This is a genomic window from Micromonospora sp. NPDC049102, from assembly GCF_043197485.1.
Classification (GTDB): Bacteria; Actinomycetota; Actinomycetes; order Mycobacteriales; family Micromonosporaceae; genus Micromonospora.
On the sequence record NZ_JBICTE010000016.1, the window covers coordinates 72,861 to 95,844 of the forward strand.

The following is a 22,984-nucleotide window of genomic DNA, read 5'->3' on the forward strand; positions in this document are numbered from 1 at the left end:
AGCGGGCGAGACGCCGCCGTCCTCGCTCGAATGCTGCTGCCATGGGTCCGAATCGGCTACAAGCAGGACGGCTTGCAGCGGGTCATCGACATCGACTACCAGTACAGCGGCAAGCAGGGCAACGACCGGCTGCCGTACGGTCCGGTCATCGCAGAGTTCACCGCAGCGCATCAGGGCGGCGGGTGGTTCCGGGGCCAGGACGGGCAGGCGTTCCGTGCTTCGCTCTCGGCCAGCGGTGGACCGAAGGTGCGGTACGGCAAGGACCGCAATCGCGTCTCGCTGACAGACCGGTCGTTCCAGTTGGAGCGAGCAGTACGGGACGGCTGGATCCACAAACTCCGCCGGATTGGGTCGCCGCTCGCCGCTAGGTTGGAGGCGCTGATCGGTAGCGCGTTCCTGCGGGTCACCTCGGTCGAGGCGGTGTCGTCCGACGTCACGTACGACATCCAGGTGGGCAGTGATGACCACGCCTTTATCGCCGAGGGCTACGTGGTGCACAACTGCATGGGTAAATACCATCCGCACGGCGACACGGCGATCTACGACGCGATGGTCCGCCTCGCGCAGGACTTCTCGCTCAACGTGCCGCTGATCGACGGGCACGGCAACTTCGGATCTCCCGACGACGGCCCGGCCGCCTCGCGGTACACCGAGGCCCGGATGTCCCGTGAGGCGATGCTGCTCGTCGGTGAGCTGGGCGAAGACACGGTCGACGTCGAGCCCAACTACGACGGTTCGTTGACGCAGCCGACCGTACTGCCGGCGGCCTTCCCCAACCTGCTGGTCAACGGCGCGTCCGGGATCGCGGTCGGCATGGCCACCAACATGATCCCGCACAACCTCGCCGAGGTGGTCTCCGCGGCCCGTTGGCTGATCAACCACCCGGACGCCACCCTGGACCGGCTCATGGAGTTCGTCCCCGGCCCCGACCTGCCCACCGGCGGGGTGCTGCTCGGCCTCGACGAGGTGCGCCGGGCGTACGAGACCGGGCGCGGCGTGGTGCGGATGCGCGGCAAGGTGGAGATCGGTCCCATCGAGGGCAGTCGGGGTCGCCAGGCGATCACCGTGGTCGAGCTGCCCTACGGCGTCGGCGCGGAGAAGGTCATCGCGGCGATCACCAACGAGGTCACCAAGACCAAGCGGCTGACCGGCATCGCGGACGTCAAGGACCTGACCGACCGGGAGAGCGGCACCCGCCTCGTGGTCGAGTGCAAGGTCGGGGTCAACCCGCAGGCCCTGCTCGCCGACCTGTACCGGTTGACCCCGTTGGAGCAGTCCTTCGGCGTCAACAACCTCGTGCTGGTCGACGGTCAGCCCCGTACCCTCGGGTTGAAGGCCCTGCTGGAGGTCTTCCTGGCCCACCGGTACGAGGTGGTCACCCGGCGCAGCTCCTACCGTCGGCGCAAGCGCGAGGAGCGGCTGCACCTGGTCGACGGTCTGCTGATCGCGCTGCTCGACATCGACCGGGTGGTCCGTCTGATCCGTGGCAGCGACGACGCGCAGGCGGCCAAGGACGGGCTGATGAGCCAGTTCGGCCTCTCCGAGATCCAGGCCACGTACATCCTGGACACGCCGCTGCGCCGGCTCACGAAATTCGACCGGATCGAGCTGGAGGCCGAGCAGGAGCGGCTGCGTGCCGAGATCGCCGAGCTGTCCACGATCCTCGACGACGAGCGGGTGCTCAAGAAGCTGGTCTCCGACGAGTTGGCGGCCGTGGTCAAGCAGTTCGGCACCGAACGTCGGACGACCCTCGTCGACGGTGACCTGAAGGAGGTGCTGGCGGCGTCCGCGCCGGCCGGCCCGCTGGAGGTCGCCGACGACCCGTGCCAGGTGATCCTCTCGGCGACCGGGCTGGTCGCCCGGACCGCGGCCGAGTCGGAGGAGAGCGCCGAGGGGCGCCGACGCAACGGTCGGGTCAAGCACGACACGGTACGCGCCATCGTGCACTCCACCGCCCGTGGCCGGGTGCTGCTGATCACGAGCGCGGGTCGCGCCTTCAAGGTCGACGTACTGCCGCTGCCGGTGCTCCCCGAGCAGGCCGGCACGGTGTCGCTGCGCGGCGGCATGTCCGCCGCGGAGCTGGCGCCGCTGGAGGCGGGGGAGACCGTTGTCGGTCTGGTCCCGCTCAGCGGCGCTGCCGACACCTCACCCGGTCTGGCGCTGGGCACCCGGCACGGCGTCGTGAAGGTGTGCGCGCCGGAGTGGCCGGTGCGCTCCGACGAGTTCGAGGTGATCGGCCTGCGGGACGGTGACGAGGTGGTCGGGGCGACCTGGTTGACCGACGGCACCGAGACGTTGACCTTCGTCACCTCGGAGGCGTCGTTGCTGCGCTTCGCTGCCGGGCTGGTCCGCCCGCAGGGCCTCAAGGGCGGCGGCATGGCCGGCATCAACCTGCCGGCCGGCGCGCGGGTGGTCTTCTTCGGCGCGGTACGCACCGACGACCCGGGTCACGGCGAGCCGATGGTGGTCACCTCCACCGGGGCGACGGTCAAGGTCACGCCGTTCCAGGCGTACCCGGCGAAGGGCCGGGCGACCGCCGGCGTGCGTGCCCACCGGTTCCTCAAGGGTGAGACGGACGTCGCCGTGGCCTGGGTGGGGCCGCGCCCGGTCGGCGCGACAGTCACCGGCGACCCGGTGGAGCTGCCGGCAGCCGACCCGCGCCGCGACGGCAGCGGCTTCGCGGTGATGCTCGGCCCAACGGTGGTAGGCCACCTCATCGAACGCGACTAACCGCCCCCACCCACCCACCCACCCACCCCACCCACCCACCCACCCCACCCACCCCACGGCCCCTCCGGCCCCACTGGCCCCCGTCGATCATGAAGTTATTGCCGCCGTCTTCGGCGTGTCCTGGCAATAACTTCATGATCACCCGGCTGGGGGGGTGGGGGTGGGGGGAGGGGGGAGGGGGTGGGGGTGGGGTGGGGTGGGTTAGGCGACGTTGAAGGGGCGGAACTGGACGCTTACCCTTGGGCTTACCGGGCGGGTGGTCTTGGGGATGGCGTGTTCCCAGGTGCGCTGGCAGGAGCCGCCCATGACGATCAGGTCGCCGTGCCCCACCGGGAAGCGCAGGCTGTCGCCACCGCCGCGAGGGCGCAGCAGCAGAGGCCGGGGAGACCCGAAGGAGACGATCGCGACGATCGTGTCGTTGTGGGCCGAGCGGCCGATCGTGTCACCGTGCCACGCGACGCTGTCGCGGCCGGAGCGGTAGAGGCACATGCCGGCGGTGACGAACGGTTCGCCCAGCTCGGGTGCGTAGTGCCGGGTCAGTGCCGCCCGCGCCGAGGTGAGCACCGGGTGCGGCAGTTGCCGCTCACCGTCGTACCAGCAGAGCAGGCGGGGCACGTCGACCTCGCTGTCGTACATGGTGCGGCGCTCCGCACGCCAGGGCACCTCGGCGAGCAGGGTGTCCAGGACTGCGTCGGAACCCTGCACCCAACCCGGAAGGTGGTCGACCCAGGCGCCCCGGCTCAACTGGTGCCGCCGGATCTGACCGCCCAGCGGCCCCAAAGTCGGCTCCGCGTCGGTCGCGTCGAGCATCGACGGCTGGTAGGCGGCCTCCATGAAGCCACCCTAGCAGCACGTTAGTACACCCGTGCGAGTGCCGGACCCGAGCGGGAAGCCCCGACCCCCGACCGCGTCGATCTCGCACTTTCGGTCGACGGCATGAGGCGATTTGCCCCTTGTGTCGCAACAGAAAGTGCAAGATCGCGGAGGTGGGGGTGGGGTCAGGTTGGGGTGGGGGCGGTTTGGAGCACCGCGTCCACGACGCGGGAGCGGCCCCGGCCGTCCACGGCGGCCCAGGCTCGGGCGGCCAGCGCCGCGCGGCGTTGCGGTGAGCTGAGGAGCCCGTTGAGCGTTCGCGCCGCCGTAGCCCGGGCGGTCCGCCCGGCCATCCCGGTGGCGGTCAGGTCCGGCAGTTCGCCGAGGCCGGCGGCCAGGCCGTGCCGCACCACCCGGGTGTACGACTCGCGTTGGTTGTCGACCACGCAGACCAGTGCCGCGGGCGCGCCGAGGCAGCACAGTTCCCAGGTGGAGGTGCCGGCGGCGCTGACGACCAGGTCCGCCTCGGTGATCAGTGCGGGCAGCGCGCCGGTGGGCGGGACGGGACGCACGATCTGTCCCCGCCCGGGGGTGATCGTCTCCAGTTCGGCCTCGATCTCGGGTCGTCCGACGACGACCGTGAGGTCCATCGGGTGGCCGGTGGCCAGCAGTACCCGGGTCAGCACCGGGGCCGTGCCGACCGCGTCGGTGCCGCCGAAGAACGCCAGCACCCGGGGCCTGCCGACCGCCGTGGCGGGCCGGGGCGTCGCCGGGCGGGCGGTCACGACCGAGTCGCGCAGCAGGGCGTACCCGCTGCCGGCGAGCAGCCGCCCGGGCAACGCCGGAAGCTGTGCCCCGAAGTTCTGGTCGAGGTAGAGGTCGGCGTCCTGGCCCCGGCTGTCCCCGTCGATGACGGCGAGGGTGACGACACCCGCCGCGCGCAGGGCGCCAGCGCCGGCCGGGTCCAGTTCGTACGAGTCGAGGACCACCACGTCGAGGTCGTGTCGTCGGGCCGTCTCGACCAGCTCGCTCGGTGACTCCGGGCCGGGGTGCAGCTCGATGCCGCGCGCGGCCAGTTCGGCGCTGGCCCAGCCGACCCGCTCGACAGTGCCGAACACCGCGACGTGGGCGCCCCGGGCGAGGAACTCCTCGGCGAGGGCGAGGCAGCGGACGAGATGCCCGACGCCGCGCTGCGGCCCGGCGTCGCAGCGGAGTCCGACCCGTAGCGCGCTCAGGACTCCTCCAGCCGCTTCTGGCGTACGTCGGCGTTGAGCGCGCGCAGCCGGGGTTGCCCGTCGAGCCAGTCGGCGAGCTTGGCGAGCGGCACACTCACGTCGCCGAAGTGGTCGGCGACGGCGCTCACCAGCGCCCAGTCCTGCTCGGTGTCGAGGGTGAGCCGCAGCGCCGAGCGGTCCGGGGTGAGGGTCACCCCGAGCACCCGGAACAGCTCCGGATGGGTGTACGCGTACGAGGTGACGTGCACGCGGTGGTGGCCGGTGGCGAGCCGGTCCAGGGTACGCAGGGTCTCCGCGCGGATGATCTCCACGTCCAGCCCGCGGGGCAGGGTGCGGGCGATCGACGTGCTTGCGTAGTCCAGGCCGGGCACGGCCCGGTACACCGAGGCGACAAGCGTGATGATCTCCGGGTCGAGCAGCGGGCAGTCGGCGGTGAACCGCATCACCGCGTCGCCCGGGTGCGCGGCGAGCGCGCCCACGAAGCGGCCCAGCACGTCGTCGACGGGTCCGCGATGGCACGGCACGCCGAGTCGCCGGCACTCGTCGACCACCGCGTCGTCGACCGCGTCGGTGCTCGTCGCGACCACCAGGTCGGCGAGGACGCCGCTGTCGAGGGCGGCGCGGACGACACGGCCGAGCACGGACCGCCCGGCGAGCGGGCGCAGCACCTTGCCGGGCAGCCGCGACGAGCCCATCCGGGCCTGCACGATGCCGACGATCCGTGGCGCCGGGGTCTGGCCCGGGTCAGGTGGGCCCGCCGTCGCGGTAGCGTCGCCGTCGCCGCTCACTGCTGCTCCTCCTGCTCCGTGACGAGTTGCTTCGGGGCGAGCGCCGCCCGTGCTCGTCGCTTCGCGGCACGAGCACCCCGCTTGGCCAGCCGGGCCGGAGTGATGGCGAGCCGGCCGACGCGGTAGCTGATGGACCCGCTGAGCAGTCCGATCTTCGCCTCCGCCCGGCGCAGCGCCCGCTCCCGGGACGTGAGCAGCTCGTCGGTCCACCGGGTCAGGGCCGCGAGCCGACTGATCTCCTCGCGTTGACGCAGCCACGCCTCACGTAGCTGCTGGTAGCTGTGCGCGCCGAGCGGCGGATCGGTCGGTTCGACCGCCTGGAGTTCGGTCGCGAGAGCTGTCCGGTGCTCGGCGTCGAGGCCGTGCAGGCTGGCCGTGATCGCCGCCTCGGCCTGTACCGCCTCGGCCACGGTCGCTCGATCCAGGTCGTGGCCGGCGAGCCCGCCGAGGACGACGGTGAGGCCGGCGACGTCGAGGGTGGACGACCACGGGTGGGCGTACCCGCCGGTGAGCAGGGCCGCCGCGAAGCGCCACAGCCCGCGGGCCAGCACCACGTCGCCGGGGAGTCGGTCGGTGGCCCGCCAGCTCGGGTCGAGCACCGCGAAGCGCTCCCCGTCGACCACGATGTTGTCGGCGCTGGCCAGCGCTGCGGCGCCGGCGAGGCGTCCGTCTGCGTCGGCCTGGTCGGCGAGCCAGCCCGCGTACCCGTGCAACAGCGTGCGCACCGTCGCCAGGTCGCGGCGCAGCGCGGCATCGAGCAGCAGGGTGTGCAGCAGTCGCCCGGACGGCACCGGCCCGGTCAACGCGTCCGGGTTCCGGTACGCGGCCTCGCGGCTGGCGAACGGCGCGGCCGGCGCGGTCGGGTCGGCGGTGACCACGTGGCCCCACCGCCAGCCCGACGGGCCGTCGCGTACCTCCAGCACGCCGATCCCGGGCTGCCCGGACGACCCCGTCTGCACCAGCGCCACCGGCAGATCATCCCCGTCGGCTGGGGTGTCGGTGGGCCCGTCGGGCCGGTAAGCCAGCATCAGCCAGGCCGGTGCCAGGTCGGCGGCGCGCCCGGCGTGCAGGGCGTCCACCGCCAGTCGGGCCGGGTCCTGGAGCACCGTCGCGGGGGCGAAGGCACCGGCGCAGGCGCCGTGTAGCACCGCGTCGAACAGCCCCCGGTGCGCGCCGTGGTCGAGCTGGTCGGCGTCGAGCAGGGCCGTCGCGGTCGCGCCCTCGGGGTACGCGGCCCAGCAGGCGCTCGGGCGGAGCCCGCTGTCGGTGATCCGCTGGCGGAGCTGGTCCCGGTTGGCGGGGTGGGCCGCATCGAGTACGCCGCCGATCACCCAGGCGGAATCGTCGCGGGCGGCGTACCAGGGGGTGGTGGCGACCAGGCGGTGCAGCCCGAGCGGGTTGTCCAGGCGCAGCAGCAGAGCGCCGCCGGGGCGTACCGCCGCGACCAGCCGGGCCAGCACGCCGTCCCAGCCCAGCCGGGTGCCCTCCACCGACTCGATCGGGTCCAGGCCGGCGGCGGCGATCACCACGTCGTACGTCTCGTCGTCGGCCAGGCCGGCGGGGCCGCCGACGATCACGCGGGCGGCGCGCTGGGCCAGCGCCACGGCGTCCGGGTGGCTGCGCAGCAGGCAGGTCACCTCGGCGTGGGCGAGCCGGTCGAGCAGCGCCGGGTCGTGCGGGCCGGCCAGCAGGACACGCGCGCCGGGCGGTACGACGCGGGCGGCCAGTGCCGCGAGGGGTCCTCCGTCGGCCAACCGCTCCGTCGGCAGGTCGGACCAGGCCAGCATCTCGCCGCCGGGCAGGGTGATCCGGCCGGCGGGTGCCGTCTCAGTCGTCACTGTCATCCTCTTCTTCTTCCGGAAGGTTCGCCCAACCGAGCAGTTCACGCAGCTCGGCAGGGGTGCAGCGGTAGTCGGTGCCCAGCTCCGCCCGGGCGATCGAGACGGCGGTGGGCCTGTCGACCTGCGCGCCGTGCAGCTCCGGCCACTGTCGCCGGATGCGGGCGGTACCACCGAAGGTCGGGTCCTCGTTGGACAGGATCATCGGGTCGCCGTAGACCGCCGGTTCGCAACCGGCCGCGATGCCGTAGAAGATCGCGCTGGTCAGCCGGTTGGATGCTACCCGCCGGTGCCGGCGCAGCTCGGTTAACTGCTTGTCGAGGAACTCCGGGTCGGTGTCCTTCCACCAGTGTCCCCGGTAGCCGTGGCAGATCACCCGGAAGCCGGCGCGCTCGTAGAGCCGTCGGACGTGGCGCATGCCGTACTCGTGCCAGTAGAGGCAGACCGTGACCGGACCGGGCTCGGTGTCCCGGATGCGGGCGATCAGCTCCCGGTGGTCACCCTTGACGTGCTGGCCCTCCCAGCCGTGGAACGGGTACCAGATGGTGCCCGCCCGCTCCTGCTCCGGCGGGTCCTCGGGCCGCATGGCCAGCAGGTAGACGAATGGGGCGCCGATCACGACGACGTTGCGCCGCCCCACCGACCAGGCCCGGCGGCGGGTCTGCTCGGACCAGAGCAGGCTCGGGGTGCGGTCGGCGTACGGGTGTCCCGGCGCGAGGCCGTCGCCGATGTTCCAGCCGTGCTGCACGTACCCGTTGATCCGTGGCGGATGCCGGTCGCCGAGACCGGCGTAACGGGCCAGCACGTGGGCGTGGCCGTAGAAGTGGTTCGCGTGGTGCATCAGCTTCCCATCAGGCGGCGGAACGCACCGCGCTGCCCCGCAGGATCGCGGTCAGCGCGTCGATGACGCGGTCCTGGTCGGCGTCGCTGAGTCCCGGGTACAGCGGCAGCGACAGCTGCTGGGCGTAGAACGACTCGGCCACCGGACACGACCCGCGCCGGTAACCCAGGTCGGCGAAGACGGGGTGCCAGTGCACGGGGATGTAGTTGACCTGCACGCCGATCCCGGCGGCGCGCATCCGGTCGTACACCTCCCGGCGACGGCCGTCGAGCACCCGGATCGGGTAGAGGTGCCAGGCCGGGTCGGCCCACGACCTGCGGACCGGCAGGCGTACCCCGTCCAGGTTGGCCAGTGCCTCGTCGTAGCGGGCGACCAGCGCGGCCCGGCGGGCCGTGAACGCGGCGAGCCGGCGCAGTTGACTGCGGCCCAGCGCGCAGAGCACGTCCGGCAGGCGGTAGTTCAGCCCGAACTCGTGCACCTCCTGGTGCCAGCCGCCCTCGTCCGGGTGGCGCAGGTCGGCGCGCTCGCGGACCACGCCGACGCCACGGAATCGGCGGGCCCGCTTCAGGACCTCCGGGTCGAGCGCGGCGACCGCGCCCCCCTCGGCGGTCGTCAGGTTCTTCGTGGGGAAGAACGAGAACGTGGTCAGGTCGGCGAGCGAGCCCACCGGTCGGCCACGGTACGTCCCGCCGATCGAGTGCGCCGCGTCGGCGAGCAGCAGCGCGTCGCTGCCCGCCAAGGACGCGCGCAGCGCGTCGTAGTCGGCCGGGTGGCCGGCGTAGTCGACAGCGGAAACCACCTTGGTACGTGAGCTGACCGCCGCCGCTGCGGCAGCCGGGTCGAGGCAGAACGTCTCGTCCTCGACGTCGGCGAACACGATCTTCGCGCCGAGCGCGACGGCGCTGCTGGCGGTCGCCACGAACGTCATCGGTGGCACCACCACCTCGTCGCCCGGTCCCACCCCGGCAGCCGCGTACGCGACGTGCAGCGCCGCCGTGCCGTTGGAGACCGCTGCGACGCCCACCCCACCGGTCCAGCGGGCGAGGTCGGCCTCGAACGCGTCGACCTGTGGTCCGGTGGTGAGCCAGTCGCCGCGCAGCACGTCGGCGACTGCTGCGACGTCGTCCTCGGAGATCGACTGCCGGCCGTACGGGAGCATCCCCGTCATGCGGTCAGGCCGAGCATCTCGCGCAACTGCTCGACGCTGAGCCACTCGTCGTTGGTGTCCGACTGGTAGGCGAAGCCGTCCGGCACGGGCTCGCAGTCGACCGGCGGCTGGTAGCCCCAACCGGCGATGGTCGGCTGGACGATGTAGCGGTCCTTGGCGCGCAGCGTCCGCCGGCTGTCGTCCGGGGCGATCATCTCCTCGTGCAGCTTCTCGCCGGGCCGGATGCCGATCTCGTGGGTGGTGGCGTCCGGGGCGACGGCCTCGACCAGGTCGAGGATGCGCATGCTGGGAATGCGCGGCACGAACAGCTCGCCGCCCTGCATCTGGTCGAACGAGTCCATGACGAACTGCACGGCCTGCTCGAGGGTGATCCAGAAGCGGGTCATCCGCTTGTCGGTGATCGGCAGGCTCTTGCCCTCGGCGGCCAGCCGGTGGAACAGCGGGACGACCGAACCACGGCTGCCGACCACGTTGCCGTAGCGCACCACGGAGAACCGGGTCGGGTGGTGCGCGGCGTAGTGGTTGGCCGAGACGAACAGCTTGTCGCCGACCAGCTTGGTGGCGCCGTACAGGTTGATCGGGCTGGACGCCTTGTCGGTGGAGAGCGCGATGACCTTCTTGACGCCCGCCTCGATCGCGGCGTCGACGACGTGCTGCGAGCCGGTGATGTTGGTGGCGATGAACTCCGACGGGTTGTACTCCGCGGTGTCCACCTGCTTGAGGGCTGCGGCGTGCACGACGTGGTCCACGCCGTGCATCGCGCGGGTGAGGCGGTGCCGGTCCCGGATGTCGCCGATGAACCAGCGCAGGCGCGGATCGTCACCGAGCTGCTGGCGCAGCTCGTACTGCTTGAGTTCGTCGCGGGAGAAGACCACCACCCGGGCGGGGTCGGCCTCGGTGAGGATGTGCCGGAGGAAGGTCCTGCCGAAGGAACCCGTTCCCCCGGTGATCAGAATGGACGATCCATTCAACTCACTCAATTTGGTGCTCCCGTGATCGTGGATGAACCGGCGGCCCTCGGCCGGCCGACCGGGGTGAGACGCTAACCGCGGCGGGTTAACGCACCGGCGCTCGCGGGTTAACCACTTCCCCAGGGGTCGTGAATGGCGGGCACCGTGCAGGCGAACACTTCCGACCGTCCGGGAAGCGGACTGACCAGGGGAGATTCGGCCGCTACAGTGGCCGCGCGAGCGACCCGGCAGCCCTTGCGCGTCGGCGGTGCCGTGTTCACCCGACATCCGCACCGCCTCGGTGCGAGCGGGTCATCCCCGAGCGTCACCGGCCGCGCCGGCGTGCCCAGCGGCCGGCCGGCCGGCCGGCAGTTCAGGAGGCGTTGATGGCAACCGGCAGCGACGTGATGGCACGGCCGGCGGTACCGGCCGAGACGTCGACCGAGACACCCGCACACCGGTGGCTGGTGCCGCTGCTGCTGTTCGTCGGTTGGGTGCTGAGTGTCGCCTGGCGCATGTGGCTGTCGCGGCACATCGCGCTGCCCATCGCCCACACCGACGAGGACAGCTATCTGAACACCGCCCGCGCCCTCGCCGGCGGTCCGGGCGGGTTCAGCAGCGAGAACGACCTGCTGCGTCGCGTCGGCTACCCCATGCTGATCTCGCCCGCGTTCCTCGGCCACCACGACTTCGCCGACAGCTACCGGCTGGTCCAGCTCATCAACGCGATGGTCAACTCGGCGCTGCTGCCGCTGGCGTACCTCCTCGGCCGGCGGGTGCTCCGACTGCCCCGCGCGTCGGCGCTGCTCGCGGCGGCCGTGGCGGCCACCCTGCCGGCCACCGCCTTCTACGCCGGGGTGGCGATGATCGACACGGTGATGGCGCCGCTCGTCGTCGCGTGGCTGCTCGCCGTACACCGCTGGATCGAGCGCCCCGGGCCGCTCGCGGCGGCCACCGTCGGCCTGCTGGTGGGGGCGTTCCACCTGCTGCACTCGCGCGGCCTGGTGATCGTTGCCGTGCACGCCGGCCTGGTCCTGCTGCTGTTCGCCCGCCGCCGGGTCACCCCTCTCGCGGTGCTCGCGGCGCTGCTGCCGGTGCTGGCCCTGGCGCTGGTCAACGAGGCCGGCATCCGCCTCCTCGGGGACAAGGTCTACCTGCTGGGCAGCACCCCCGGCGGCGGCACCGTCGCCGCGGTCGCCTCCGGGCAGGGAGTGGTACGCGTCGCGGCGGCCGTCACCACCCAGCTCTGGTACCTCGTGGTGATCACGTTCGGACTGGCCGGCGTCGCCTGGGCCGCCGCCGTCAAGGAGCTGTGGCGTCCGCGTCACGGTGACGCCACCCGTTGGACGATGGGTGTCGCTCTGGTCGTGAGCGTCGGGGTGGCCAGCGGAGCGTCGGTGATCCTGGCCGGCATCACCGGCAAGCCGCTGGACGCGATCTACGGCCGCTACGTGCAGATGCTGGCCCCGTTCTGGCTGCTGGTCGGGCTCGGGGTGCTGCTCACCGAGGAGCGTCGGGTGGTGCTGCGCCGGGCGGCGGTCGCGGTGGGCCTGTTGGTCGCCGGTGGCGCGCTGGTCGCCGTCCGGCTCGCGTACGTGGCCAGCCGAGGGCACTCGCTGCGCTACGGCGGCTTCGGCGCGCCGGACCTGATGGCGTTGACCAACGGCTGGCGGGAGATGCGTCCGGTGCTCGGGTCACTGCTGGGCATCGGCGCGTGCGTCCTGCTGGTGGCCGCCGTCCGCGTGCCCCGGCTGCGGCTGCCGCTGCTCGGTGTCCTGGTCGTGGTCAACCTCCTCACCATGCAGGTGATCGACCAGCGGCTGGTGCGACCGATGGCGGCCAACACCGCGCCGACTCCCCGGGTCGCCGACGTCGGCGTACGCCCCGGCGAGCGCGTCTGGGCCTCCACGGGCGTGCACTACATCCTGCGGTTCAACCTGAGCCACCAGGTGACCTGGGCCGACGTGCGGTGGTTCCGCGAGCAGCCACCCGCCGCCGCGCAGGTGGTGTTCGCCCGCTGGGCCCCCGGCCAGCCGGACGACTGGGACGGCGCGACGTACGGCTTCGTCCGGCTCGGCGGCAACGAGCAGCAGCACTGGGCGGCCTGGCGGCGCGCCTGATCCGACGCCCGTTCCGCCCGGTGGCATCCGCGTTTCGATGAACGGCGGATGTCCACCGGGCGCACCGGCGGTTAACCTCTTTCCGCCATCGCGGAAATTGTGCGCCAATCAGCGCTGGCGACGATCGTCGCGCGCCAGTGAAATCGGGATGACGGTGATTTCACGACCGTCGGAAACTTCCTGTCGCGGTGTGCCCTCGACGAATCGGAAACGCCGGTTCATCTGTCGTACGACGGTGTTGTGCGCCAGCACCTCCCCGTCGAGCCGCGCGAGGTGCAGTCCGTCGAACGCGTACTCCACGGCCTCCCGCATGATCCCCAGCCAGGCTGGCAGCGTCGCGCCCCGCTCGGCCAGCCCGTCCGCGTCCAGGTAGAAGCCCCACGCGCCCGTACGTGGACCGTCCAGCCGCAGGTCGAAGAAGGTGACGACGCCACAGGGCGCGTCGTCGTGGACGTACACCAGGACCCGTCGCGTCGGGTCGGCGCGCACCGCCGACCACCACCGGGCGTGCTCCTCGGCGGTGATTTCGTGGCTGGTCTTGCTGACCTGACGGTTGGTTTCCTGATTACGCCAGGACAACATCAGATGAACGTCGTCCGCCGTCGCTTCGCGTAGCACGTGCTCCCGCTTTCCTGTCTGTTCACATCCGGTCCGGGCACCTTACCCGGGCCTACCGGAAAAGCAGTTATCCATTCGTTGGGTTGTAGACTCCGGCGCATGAACGAATTGAGTCGCGCGCAGATCCGCGACCTCATGGCGCAGGTGCTCAAGAACCAGGACAAGGAACTGCCCGCCGACGACGCGGCGCAGCTGCGGGACATCGGCTTCCGCTCGCTGGACTTCTCCGAGCTCGCCCTGCGGGTGGAGGACGAGACGGGGGAGGAGCTCAACTTCGACGCTCCCGGCCTGCGTCGCATCGCCACCGTCGGCGACGTCCTCGACTTCCTCGTCGAGCTTGCGCAGCAGCAGTGACCGTCGCGACACCCCGCCCGGCCGGCGCAGGCGTGGAACCGGCCGGCGTCGACAACCGGCTCGTCGTGGGCGGCGCCCCGCTGACCTGGCGGACGCTGCCGGCGGCGGAGCTGCCCGATCCCGCCGCGGTGCTGGCGCGCTCGGCCCGGCACGCGCTCGCCGCCGCGCGGCAGCACGCCGTGCACGGCACCGAGCTGCTGCTCAGCAGCGCGAGCCGGGTGGACGCGACAATGCGCGCGGAGCTGCACGACGCCGGGTTCACCGTGACGGTTCTCGACGACGACGGCGCGCACCCCAGCGCGCCCGCCCGACCACGCGCCGCCGAACCCGGCCGGCTGTGGCTGCTGACGTCCGGCTCGACGGGCCGTCCCAAGCGGGTCGGGCACACCCTCGACACGTTGACCACCGTGCGGGCCGACCAGCCCGACCGGACCTGGCTGTGCCCCTACGCCCCCGGCACGTACGCCTGGTGGCAGGTCGTGACCCTCTCGCTGACCCAACCCGGTCAGCACCTGGTGGTGGTCGACCCGGACGAGCTGGACGACTGGCCCGTGGTCGCCGCCGCGCACGGGGTCGACGCCGCGTCCGGCACGCCCACCTTCTGGCGGCGCACCCTCTACCGGGACGCCGCTGCGCTCGCGCGGGTGCCGTTGCGTCAGATCACCCTCGGTGGCGAGCCGGTGGACCAGGCGATCCTCGACCAGCTGCGCGAGGTCTTGCCCGCCGCGCGGATCTCCTGGATCTACGCGTCCTCCGAGGTGGGCGCGTCCATCGTGGTGCACGACGGGCTCGCCGGGTTCCCCGTCGAGTGGCTGGACCGGGAAACCCCGGGTCGCCCCACCCTCTCCGTACACGACGACGAGTTGGTCGTCACCTCCCCGTACCACGGGGTCGGGATGTCCGGTCCGGTCCGCACCGGTGACCGGGTGCAGGTGGTCGACGGGCGGGTGCTGATCACCGGCCGGCTGGACTCCGACGAGATCAACGTCGGTGGGAGCAAGGTCTCCGCCGGTGTGGTCCGTGGCGTGCTGACCCGACACCCCGGCGTGGCCTGGGCCCGGGTCACCGGCCGCCGCGCGCCGGTGCTCGGCCGGATGGTCGTCGCCGACGTGGTCCTCGCGCCCACCGGAGACTCTGCCGACGCGGCCCCGGCCCGGGGTGGCGGTTCCGCCGAACACACCGACGCTCCGCTGCCCGACGAGGCCGCGCTGGTCCGCTGGTGTGCCGATCGGCTGCCCGAGCACGCCGTGCCCCGCCGGATCCGCGTGCTGACCGAGATTCCCGTCAAGGAGACCCTGAAGAGCGATGTCTGACCCCGCCGACACCCAGCTCGTCCCACCCAGCTCCGTGGTCCTCGTCTCCGGCGGTTCCCGGGGGCTCGGCCTGGCCATCGTCACCGACCTGCTCGACGCGGGCGTACGGGTGGCCGCGTTCGCCCGTACCGTCACCCCCGAGTTGGAGAAGCTCGCCGCCGAGCACCCCGACCGGGTGCACGTCGGTTCGGTCGACGTCACCGACCTGCGCGCCGCGCAGAGCTTCGTCCGCGAGGTGGAGCAACGTCTCGGCCCGATCGACGGCCTCGTCAACAACGCCGCAATCGGGCAGGACTCCCTGCACGTGCACACCGCCACCGACGACATCGCCCGGATCATCGAGACCAACCTGACCGCGCCGCTGCAACTGACCCGGCTGGTCATCCGTCGGATGCTCGGCAAGGGGCTGCGGGGCCGGATCGTCAACGTCACCTCGATCTGCGCGCAGCGCGGTTTCCCGGGCCTGGTCGCGTACTCGGCCACCAAGGGAGGCATGGACGCCGCCACCCGCTCGCTCGCCCGGGAGCTCGGCGGTCGGATGCTCGTCAACGCGGTCGCACCCGGCTTCTTCGCCTCGGAGATGTCCGCCGTTCTCGGCCCGACCCAGCTCGACCAGATCGTGCGCCGCACCCCGACCGGCCACCTGACCGAGCCTGAGGAGGTCGTACCCGTGGTACGGATGCTGCTGCGCGAACACACCAACATCAACGGCCAGGTCATCGTGGTGGACGGTGCCGCCTCCATCTGACCTGCGGCCGATGCTGCCGGCCGCGCACCGCCTGGTCGACGCCGGCTCGGCCGCGCCGCCGTCGGCACGCCCGGTGCCGGGACTGCTCGCCAGCGCCGAACGGCATCTACGAATCGGTACGCCCGCCGAGCTGGCCGACGCGTCGACCCGCAGTCATCTCGACGACGGACGCTGCGTCGGCTGGTACGGCCCGCCGGTGCCGGGCTGGCGAGTGGCCGTCGACGCGGAGCGCGCCGATGCCCCGGTACCCCCGGCGCTTGCCCGGCGGTTCGGCGCGGGTGACTTCTGGGCCCGGTGGACCCGGGCCGAGTGCTGCTGCAAGTTGGCCGACGTGCCGATCGCGACCTGGTGGCGCCGGCACGGACTGGGCACTCCGGTGGACGGCACCATCCTCTGGCGCACCCTGCGCGTCGCCGACCTGGTGGTCACCATCGGCCTCGCGCCCGGCAGCTCACCGGCATCAGCCCGGCCCAGCCCCGCCACGAGGGTGAGCTGACCCGGGCTGGGCTGCGTCGGTCAGATCACGTCCCAGCTCAGCGGGGTGCCGCGCGGAACGTCGGTGGTGAAGGTGCGACCCAGCACCTTGTCGATCTCGACCGGAGCCAGTCCACCGGCCGGCCGGATCGATCGGACGTTCTGCGCCGTCACCGTCTCGCCGGCCCGGACGTCCTCGACCACGAACAGCGAACGACGGAACCGCAGCCCTTCCCGCTCGGCCGGCGTCGGGCCGACGGCGGTGCCGCCCAGCGCCGCGTACGCCCGGCCCGACTCGTCGACCAGTGCGGTCAACTCCGCCGGGTTCAGCGAGAAGTCCGAGTCCACGCCGCCGTCGGCCCGGTCGAGGGTCACGTGCTTCTCGATGAAGCAGGCGCCCAGCGCCACCGAGGCGACCGCCACGCCTATGCCGGGCGTGTGGTCGGACAGTCCGACCGGCACGTCGAACGCCCCGGCGAGCACCGGCAGTCGACGTAGGTTGCTGTCGGCGGGCGGCGCTGGATAGGACGCGGTGCAGGCCAAAAGGACGATGCCCGCCGCGCCGCCGTCGCGGGCGGTCCGTACGGCGGCGTCGATCTCGGCCATCGTCGCCATCCCGGTCGAGATCACCATCGGCTTGCCGGTGCTGGCCACCAGCCGGATCAGCGGCAGGTCCACCAGCTCCGACGACGCGATCTTGTAGGCCGGAGCGTCCAGCGACTCCAGCAGCTCCACGGCGGTCGCGTCGAACGGTGACGAGAAGACCGTCAGCCCGCGCTCGCGGGCCCGCGCGAAGATCGGGGCGTGCCACTCGTACGGGGTGTGCGCCCGCTCGTAGAGGCGGTACAGGTTCTCCCCACCCCACAGCTCGTGCCCACCGGAGATGCGAAAGGTCGGGGTGTCGACGTCGATCGTGATCGTGTCCGGCCGGTACGTCTGCAGCTTGAGCGCCTGCGCGCCGCTCTCGGCGACCGCGTCCACGATGGACAGCGCCCGGTCCAGGTCACCGTTGTGGTTACCGGACATCTCGGCGACCACGAACGGTCGCTCACCGGCACCGACCACGTGCGGTCCGATCTTGATTGTCGACGTCATTCCGACCTCTGTTCCCCTACGCCCGCACCGACGTGCGGTGGTGCTGTCGTCGTCCCCCGACGGGCGGACGACCTGAAAAACTCGGGTTCGGCCCTGCCGGCGTGCCGTGCGTGGCCGGTCACGGCAGGCGGCCGCCGGCCAGCGCGTCCGACCGGTCCGCCGTGCCGCCGGTGTGCCCGGCGTTCGACCTGCTCACCGGCGTCGCCGCTCGGGAGGGTTCGTCGGCCGTCGACGAGTCGGCGCCACCGGCCGGGCTGGGCCGTCGCCACCGGCCGGTGACCCGGTGCACCTGCCGCAGCGCCGAGTACGCCAGCCAGTTACCGCGCCCGACCAGGCGGTGCTTCAGCCCGGTGACGCCCGACGGCATCGGATAGCCCCTCGTGGGCAGGTATCGGCGGTAGTGCTCGGCCACCCGGTGGAAGAAGGCGCGCCGCAGGTGCGGGTGCAGCCGGTCGTCGTTGCCGACCACCACCAGGTAGTGGCTGATCATCAATTGGAACAGCTCGGCTCGCAGGCCCTCGTCCGGGTGCCGGCGGGCGACCCACTCCATCAGCCGCTCGTACTGGCCGAACGCGTCGAAGTGCCGGCTGCTGCGGGTGGAGGTGATCGCGCCCTGGCGGCCCTGCCGGTACAGGTAGCAGACCCGGTCCAGCACCGAGATCTTCTCCGCGCCGATCAGCAGGGGGTGGCTGAAGGGGATGTCCTCGTACCAGCCGGGGAAGAAGCGCAGCTCCAACTCGTCGAGGAAGGCCCGGCGTACCACCTTGTTCCACGCCGTGTGCTGCACCCGCAGCAGGTGCGGCTGGTCGGCCAGCCGGGCTACGCCCGGCACCCCGCGCAGCAGGTGGCTGCTCGCGTCGACCTCCCGCCGGCCGTCCTCGTGCACCCGCAGGTGGTCCAGCATCAGCACGTCGGGCTGGTGTTCGCGCAGCCGGTCCAGCACCGCCGCGATCGTGCCCGGTGGCAACCAGTCGTCGCTGTCGACGAACCAGACGTACTCGCCGGTGGCCACGTCGAGGCCCGCGTTGCGGGCCAACCCCAGACCGACGTTCTCTTCCAGGTGTACGACGCGGACGGTGTCGCGCCCGACGGCGTAGGACCGCAGCATCGCGCCGCAGCCGTCCGGGGAGGCGTCGTCCACGGCGATCAGCTCGACCGCCTCCGACTCGCCCGCCGGGATGTCCGCCCGAATCGACTCGAGGCACTGGTACAGGTACGCCTCGACGCCGTAGACAGGCACGACGATGCTCAGCAGCGGCGCGTGCGTCGGCTCATTGACCACCTCGCCACCTTTGACGACGTGGGTGGCCGGCCCCGGAACCACACGTGGCCGACGATGGTGGAGTCCCTGAACACCCGCGAAGCGGAAGGTTAACAACGGCCGCCCGGTTCACCCGGGAGTGACCCGGTAGGGTGCCTCGGTGCGGTCCTGCCGGGCCGTCGCGGGCGTCGCCGTCGCGTCGTCCGACGCTGCGGGCCCAGGAGGAGACGTACGTGCTGGTGACCCTGCGGAGCGTCGGGACCCCGGCATGACGAGCACCGCCGGCGCGCCGGCCGCGCCGCCCGCCCCCGCCCGGTTGCCCTCACTGACCGGGCTGCGGTGGATCGCCGCTCTGCTGGTCTTCGGGTTCCACGCCGGGACGATGCGGATCATCGCCGAGCCGGACTACAAGGCCGTCGTCGACGCCCTCTTCACCCTCGGCCTGTCCGGGGTGCAGTTCTTCTTCATCCTCAGCGGCTTCGTGCTGGTCTGGTCGGCCCGCCCGGGCGGCTCGCGGCTGACCTTCTGGCGTCGCCGGGTCGCGAAGATCTACCCGAACCACCTGGTGCTGTGGGCCGCCGCGCTGCTTGTCGCCTGGTGGTTCGCCGATCCCGTCCTGCCGGCCGTCGCCGTGGAGAACTTGCTGCTGTTGCAGGCCTGGGACCCCAGGCTGGGCTGGTTCTACAGCGTCAACACGGTGAGCTGGTCGCTGTCCTGTGAGTTCTTCTTCTACCTCTGCCTGCCGCTGGCACTGCCCCTGCTGCGCCGGGCGCGACCCGCGGTGCTCTGGACGCTCGTCGTCGCGCTGCCCCTGCTGATCCTCGCGCTCTGGCCGGCGCAGCACCTGGTGCCCGAGGCGAGCCGCTGGTGGTTCACCCAGATCTTCCCGCCGGTGCGGTCCCTGGAGTTCTGGCTGGGCGCGGTGGCGGCCGAGCTGATGCTCCGGGGTCTGTGGCGCGGACCCGGCCTGACGACCGCCACCGCGATCTTCGTGGGCACCTGGGTGGCCGCCGGGCAGTGGATCCGCGCCGAGTTGTGGACGACCCTGCTCGCCGTCGCGTACCTGCTGGTGATCACCGCCGCCGCCGACGCCGACGTGCGGAACCGGCGCTCGCCGTGGCGCTCGCGTCCGCTGGTCTGGCTCGGCGAGGTCTCCTTCGCGTTCTATCTGGTGCACGTGCTGGTGATGACCAGCGTGCTCCGGCTCAGCGGCGACTGGGGAACCGGCTTCCGGGGCTGGCAGGGGCCCGCGGTGGTGCTCGGGTTCCTGCTCGTGAACCTGGTGCTCGCCGGGTTGTTGCACCGCTACGTCGAGACGCCGATGATGCGCCGGCTCGCGCCGCGTCGTACTCGTCGAGCGCCGATCGTCCCCCACCAGCGCGCCCCGGAGACCGGAGGCGTCGACCCCGACGTCCCCGGCGAATCCGCCCGCGCGCCCGCGCAAGATCGCCTTCGATCCCGGTCGTAGTGGGCTCGTCAGCCGACTGAGGCCACTACATCAACGATCGAGCACGATCTTGTCCGGGCGCGGTGGCACCCACCAGAGCCTGCTCTCTCGCCACCATGTCCACGCTGGTCGGAGGGGTCGGCGCGGCGCGGGCCGACACGCCCGTCGCCGATGCGCCCGGGCGGTCCCCGACGGTAGCGTGAGGACGTGCTCCCGGTCGCGCTCACCTGTCCCCTGTGGTGGGTGGCGTGCTGGACGGCGCGGGTGCTGACCAGCCTTGCCGTGCTGTCGCTCGCCCTGGGTGCGGCCCCGGCGCTGCTACCGGCATCGACCGCAGCGGCCCCGCCGCCCACCCTCTGGTCGCTCGCCCTCGCGGAGCCGCTCGGACCGTCGACCGCGGCCCTCTCCACGATCCTCACCGACCGTGCCGTCGCCGACCGTGCCGTCGCCGGCTGGGCCGCCCGCCCGGCTCTCTCCGGCCGGGCCGCTGCCCAGCACGCCGGCGGGGACCCGGTCGCTGGGGCACCGGCCGACGCCGGGCCGGCGCGGTCCGTCGACCCGCAGCCTGCGCTGAAGGATGCCTTGGCCGTCCTGCCAGGCCCACCGGTGGCCGGCAACCAGGCCCGCACGGACGCTGAGCCCTCGCTCCGAGCCGCCGGCCCGGCCAGCCGAGCCTCCCGAGCGCCGCCGGCCTAGCGGGTCACAGGCGGGGCGTCACCCCGTCCGGCGAGCGCCGAGTCGTATGCCAGACGCCGGTCCCTAACCGGCCACCGGACCCCCACGCCGACCATTGGGCCCACAGGCCTGCCGACGACGTGAGCGCCCCACCACCGCACCTGACGACACACCGCCCGCACCCTCGCCGTGCGGCATCCCATCGCTGACGTGCGCATGCCGAGGAGCCGACCATGGAAACCGTCGTCTTCTACCAGTTCCTGACCGAGGTGCCACAGGCCGCCGCCATCTGGTCGGCCCTGTTCCTGCTGGCGCTGACGGTCCTCGCCGTACTGGTGGCCCGCCCGGAACGGGAGTCGCCGGCGGCCGACCCGACGCCACCGACACCCACCGCCCGCGAGCTGGCCGCCGCGGAGATCGCCGACCTGCGCCGGTACGCCGAGGAGGTGGCCGTTGCCGCCGCCCGAGCGGCGCGGACCGCCCGACGCCGTCGCGCAGACTGGCTGGTCGCTCAGGACGAGGCGCAGCAGGCGTGGACGGCGTACGACGAGGCGGACACCGCGGCCCGCCGGGTGGCCACCGCAGGGGCGTTGCCGACTCCCCGGACCCCGCACACCCCCGGCGAGTACGCGGCCCGGGAGCGCTATCTGCACCGAGCCGCGATGGCGGCGTACTGGCGCGGGGAGCTGACCATGGCGCAACTCGGTGACGTGTTCGGGCACCGGCGTGGCTGGGATCCCCGCCGACACCCGGTGGAGCAGGAGGTGCTGCTCGTCCGGGCGATCCGTGACGCGAGGCTGGCGGAGCACCGGGGGGCCGTGGAGCGGGAGCGGTCAGCCTGGCGGGACGCGGAGGTGGCCGCAGAGTCGGCGCGCATCCTCGCCGAGGAGGCGTACGCGGCGGCGGTGCGGTCGCGGCCGGGCCCGGCGCGCTCACGGCGCACGGCGGCGCGGGCGTCCCGTACGGCAGTCGTGGCGCGCTGGCGTCCGGCTCGGGCGGGTTGAGCCCGATCCGTTATGTGAGGCGCGCCACCGGCGGCGGAATCGGGCGACCGGCATCATCGGGGGCCATTGTTCCGGGCATAACGGCGGCGTTGTCGGCGGCCTGTCCGGTTGTCGCCCACAGGTCCCGGCGGAACCGGTTGTCCCATCGAGTCACGTCAGCGGCAAAACGCGCAGAAATTGCGGGGATAATCGATGTTTACGCAGGTGGGCGCGGCTTGGCGGAGTGTCAACTGGCCAGTACTGTCGTCGCGTCCGGTGCGGTAACCGATCGCAGGAGGCGACGCCGCGCCGACCCGCTCAATCGTGATCAACGAACCGGGGACCCACAGTAAGTCCGGGGTGAATCCGCGAGCCACGGCCCGCGGTAGGGCGATCTTCCCGCCCGAATCCGTCAGCTAACCCGGTAGGCGGTGACGGAAGGAGTTCCATCCTCGTGCAGCACCCCTCGACCCCACAGTTGTTCCCCCGCCTCCACGGCGTCGCGGTGTCCCCGCTCATCCGCCTCGTGACGGTGAGCTGACCCCCCGGGTCACCGCCTTTCCCGCCCGGCCGTGCCGGGCGCTCCCCTGAGCGGTCCACCATCCGCGGGCCACGGCCCGCGCGCTGGCGCCTGCCCGGATACCGGCCGAGCCCCGGTGTGCCGCTCACCCCCCGAACCGTGGAGGACCTCGTGAAGCACACCCTGAAGCGCCAGCTCCGTCGTCTCGCGACCGAGCGCCCGTACCAGATCGTCGCCGCCTCCGCCGCGGCCCTCGCGCTCGCCACCACCACCGGCGCCCTGGTCGCCGGTGCCGCCGACGCCCCGGCCGGCCGGCACACGCCGACCACGGTCGCCGAGATGCGCAATGACACCGTCGCCTCCCGTGGCGAGGTTCGGTCCGTGGCCCCGTCGCCGAGCACCGCCGCCCCGGCCACCAGTGCCGCGTCGCCCGCCGCGAAGGCCACGAGCAACCCGGACCTCACCCGTAAGCCGACGCCGCCGAAGCCGCCCGCGACCAAGGTGCTCGACTACGACTACGAGGCGCAGAACACGTACTACAACTGCGGCCCGGCGGCCACCCGCAACGCCCTGAGCTCCAGCGGCATCGACCGTACGCAGGAGGAGTTGGGTGCCGAACTGGGCACCACCGAGATGGGCACCAACTCGGCTGAGGACACCACCCGGGTGCTCAACGCCGAGGTGAAGGGCTCCCCGTACCGCACCCGCATGTTCGAGAGCGCGCCCAGCCCGGCACAGATCGATCGCCTTGCGGCCGACGTCGTCAGGGCCATCACCGACGGCCGGGGCGTGGTGGCCAACGTCGTCGGCGACGCCACCGACACCGACGGCGGTTGGCACTCCTACGGCGGCGGGCACTACATCGCCGTCGTGGGCTACAAGGACAACGGCCGGACCGTGCGGATCGCCGACTCGGCGAACCCGGCCGACCCGGCGTACTGGGTCACCACGATCGACCTGGCCAACTGGATCACCAGCCGGGGCTACTCCGCCTGATCCAGGCGGACACCCCA

The 22,984-nt window shown here is 72.4% G+C and carries 20 protein-coding genes and 1 riboswitch; of the genes, 10 read left to right on the plus strand and 10 right to left on the minus strand.

Annotated elements, in window-relative coordinates; all coding sequences use genetic code 11:
- The first annotated feature begins 30 nt into the window (after nt 1–30).
- Nucleotides 31–2,730: a DNA topoisomerase (ATP-hydrolyzing) gene (locus ACGFH9_RS17550; protein ID WP_393220223.1), complete on the plus strand. Its 2,700-nt coding sequence runs from the start codon at nt 31–33 to the stop codon at nt 2,728–2,730.
- Between the two features lie 201 nt (nt 2,731–2,931).
- Here the strand turns inward: ACGFH9_RS17550 and ACGFH9_RS17555 are convergent, their stop codons facing one another.
- From ACGFH9_RS17555 to pseB, 7 genes are all read right to left on the minus strand, one after another.
- Entirely contained in the window at nt 2,932–3,564 is a 633-nt protein-coding gene (locus ACGFH9_RS17555) for an alpha-ketoglutarate-dependent dioxygenase AlkB (RefSeq protein ID WP_393220134.1), read from the minus strand.
- A 164-nt stretch (nt 3,565–3,728) separates the two neighbouring features.
- Nucleotides 3,729–4,661, minus strand: a complete 933-nt coding sequence (locus ACGFH9_RS17560) for a spore coat protein (RefSeq protein ID WP_393220136.1) — start codon at nt 4,659–4,661, stop codon at nt 3,729–3,731.
- Nucleotides 4,662–4,774: 113 nt separating this feature from the next.
- Nucleotides 4,775–5,497 (minus strand): cytidylyltransferase domain-containing protein, encoded by a 723-nt coding sequence (locus ACGFH9_RS17565; protein WP_393220225.1) that lies wholly within the window; start codon nt 5,495–5,497, stop codon nt 4,775–4,777.
- Nucleotides 5,498–5,562: 65 nt separating this feature from the next.
- Nucleotides 5,563–7,404, minus strand: coding sequence for a class I SAM-dependent methyltransferase (locus ACGFH9_RS17570; RefSeq protein WP_393220228.1), 1,842 nt, complete (start codon nt 7,402–7,404; stop codon nt 5,563–5,565).
- Nucleotides 7,394–8,245 carry a hypothetical protein gene (locus tag ACGFH9_RS17575; protein ID WP_393220139.1) on the minus strand — a complete coding sequence of 284 codons (852 nt, stop codon included), beginning with the start codon at nt 8,243–8,245 and terminating at the stop codon, nt 7,394–7,396. The genes ACGFH9_RS17570 and ACGFH9_RS17575 overlap by 11 nt, the downstream gene beginning before the upstream one ends.
- A gap of 10 nt (nt 8,246–8,255) precedes the next feature.
- Nucleotides 8,256–9,413, minus strand: a complete 1,158-nt coding sequence (locus tag ACGFH9_RS17580) for a DegT/DnrJ/EryC1/StrS family aminotransferase (RefSeq protein ID WP_393220141.1) — start codon at nt 9,411–9,413, stop codon at nt 8,256–8,258.
- Nucleotides 9,410–10,393, minus strand: a complete 984-nt coding sequence (gene pseB, locus ACGFH9_RS17585; RefSeq protein WP_393220144.1) for a UDP-N-acetylglucosamine 4,6-dehydratase (inverting) — start codon at nt 10,391–10,393, stop codon at nt 9,410–9,412. The genes ACGFH9_RS17580 and pseB overlap by 4 nt, the downstream gene beginning before the upstream one ends.
- A 356-nt stretch (nt 10,394–10,749) precedes the next feature.
- Here pseB and ACGFH9_RS17590 point away from each other — a divergent pair, with 356 nt between their 5' ends.
- The gene (locus ACGFH9_RS17590) at nt 10,750–12,483 is read left to right on the plus strand and encodes a hypothetical protein (protein WP_393220146.1); all 1,734 of its coding nucleotides are present in this window, start codon (nt 10,750–10,752) and stop codon (nt 12,481–12,483) included.
- A 108-nt stretch (nt 12,484–12,591) separates the two neighbouring features.
- On the opposite strand, the gene ACGFH9_RS17595 is transcribed toward ACGFH9_RS17590, so the two are convergent.
- Entirely contained in the window at nt 12,592–13,101 is a 510-nt protein-coding gene (locus ACGFH9_RS17595) for a GNAT family N-acetyltransferase (protein ID WP_393220148.1), read from the minus strand.
- Nucleotides 13,102–13,200: 99 nt separating this feature from the next.
- On the opposite strand from ACGFH9_RS17595, the gene ACGFH9_RS17600 reads away from it, so the two are divergent.
- Genes ACGFH9_RS17600 through ACGFH9_RS17615 form a run of 4 tightly spaced genes read left to right on the plus strand, consistent with a single transcriptional unit; the run spans nt 13,201 to nt 16,012 of the window.
- The gene (locus ACGFH9_RS17600) at nt 13,201–13,455 is read left to right on the plus strand and encodes a phosphopantetheine-binding protein (RefSeq protein WP_393220151.1); all 255 of its coding nucleotides are present in this window, start codon (nt 13,201–13,203) and stop codon (nt 13,453–13,455) included.
- Nucleotides 13,452–14,768 carry an AMP-binding protein gene (locus ACGFH9_RS17605; RefSeq protein ID WP_393220153.1) on the plus strand — a complete coding sequence of 439 codons (1,317 nt, stop codon included), beginning with the start codon at nt 13,452–13,454 and terminating at the stop codon, nt 14,766–14,768. Before ACGFH9_RS17600 ends, ACGFH9_RS17605 begins: the two co-directional genes overlap by 4 nt.
- On the plus strand, nt 14,761–15,516 hold the full coding sequence (locus ACGFH9_RS17610; RefSeq protein WP_393220156.1) for an SDR family NAD(P)-dependent oxidoreductase: 756 nt from the start codon (nt 14,761–14,763) through the stop codon (nt 15,514–15,516). Before ACGFH9_RS17605 ends, ACGFH9_RS17610 begins: the two co-directional genes overlap by 8 nt.
- On the plus strand, nt 15,500–16,012 hold the full coding sequence (locus tag ACGFH9_RS17615; RefSeq protein WP_393220159.1) for a hypothetical protein: 513 nt from the start codon (nt 15,500–15,502) through the stop codon (nt 16,010–16,012). The genes ACGFH9_RS17610 and ACGFH9_RS17615 overlap by 17 nt, the downstream gene beginning before the upstream one ends.
- Nucleotides 16,013–16,032: 20 nt before the next feature.
- On the opposite strand, the gene pseI is transcribed toward ACGFH9_RS17615, so the two are convergent.
- Nucleotides 16,033–17,085, minus strand: coding sequence for a pseudaminic acid synthase (gene pseI, locus ACGFH9_RS17620; RefSeq protein WP_393220161.1), 1,053 nt, complete (start codon nt 17,083–17,085; stop codon nt 16,033–16,035).
- A 118-nt stretch (nt 17,086–17,203) separates the two neighbouring features.
- On the minus strand, nt 17,204–18,367 hold the full coding sequence (locus ACGFH9_RS17625) for a glycosyltransferase family 2 protein (RefSeq protein ID WP_393220164.1): 1,164 nt from the start codon (nt 18,365–18,367) through the stop codon (nt 17,204–17,206).
- 247 nt (nt 18,368–18,614) lie between these two features.
- On the opposite strand from ACGFH9_RS17625, the gene ACGFH9_RS17630 reads away from it, so the two are divergent.
- From ACGFH9_RS17630 to ACGFH9_RS17645, 4 genes are all read left to right on the plus strand, one after another.
- Nucleotides 18,615–19,814, plus strand: a complete 1,200-nt coding sequence (locus ACGFH9_RS17630; protein ID WP_393220168.1) for an acyltransferase family protein — start codon at nt 18,615–18,617, stop codon at nt 19,812–19,814.
- A gap of 186 nt (nt 19,815–20,000) precedes the next feature.
- The gene (locus tag ACGFH9_RS17635; RefSeq protein ID WP_393220171.1) at nt 20,001–20,489 is read left to right on the plus strand and encodes a hypothetical protein; all 489 of its coding nucleotides are present in this window, start codon (nt 20,001–20,003) and stop codon (nt 20,487–20,489) included.
- 212 nt (nt 20,490–20,701) lie between these two features.
- Nucleotides 20,702–21,472 carry a hypothetical protein gene (locus ACGFH9_RS17640; RefSeq protein ID WP_393220173.1) on the plus strand — a complete coding sequence of 257 codons (771 nt, stop codon included), beginning with the start codon at nt 20,702–20,704 and terminating at the stop codon, nt 21,470–21,472.
- A gap of 284 nt (nt 21,473–21,756) precedes the next feature.
- Nucleotides 21,757–21,897: riboswitch (cyclic di-AMP (ydaO/yuaA leader) on the plus strand.
- Between the two features lie 245 nt (nt 21,898–22,142).
- The gene (locus tag ACGFH9_RS17645; RefSeq protein ID WP_393220175.1) at nt 22,143–22,967 is read left to right on the plus strand and encodes a C39 family peptidase; all 825 of its coding nucleotides are present in this window, start codon (nt 22,143–22,145) and stop codon (nt 22,965–22,967) included.
- The last annotated feature ends 17 nt before the right edge of the window (nt 22,968–22,984 follow it).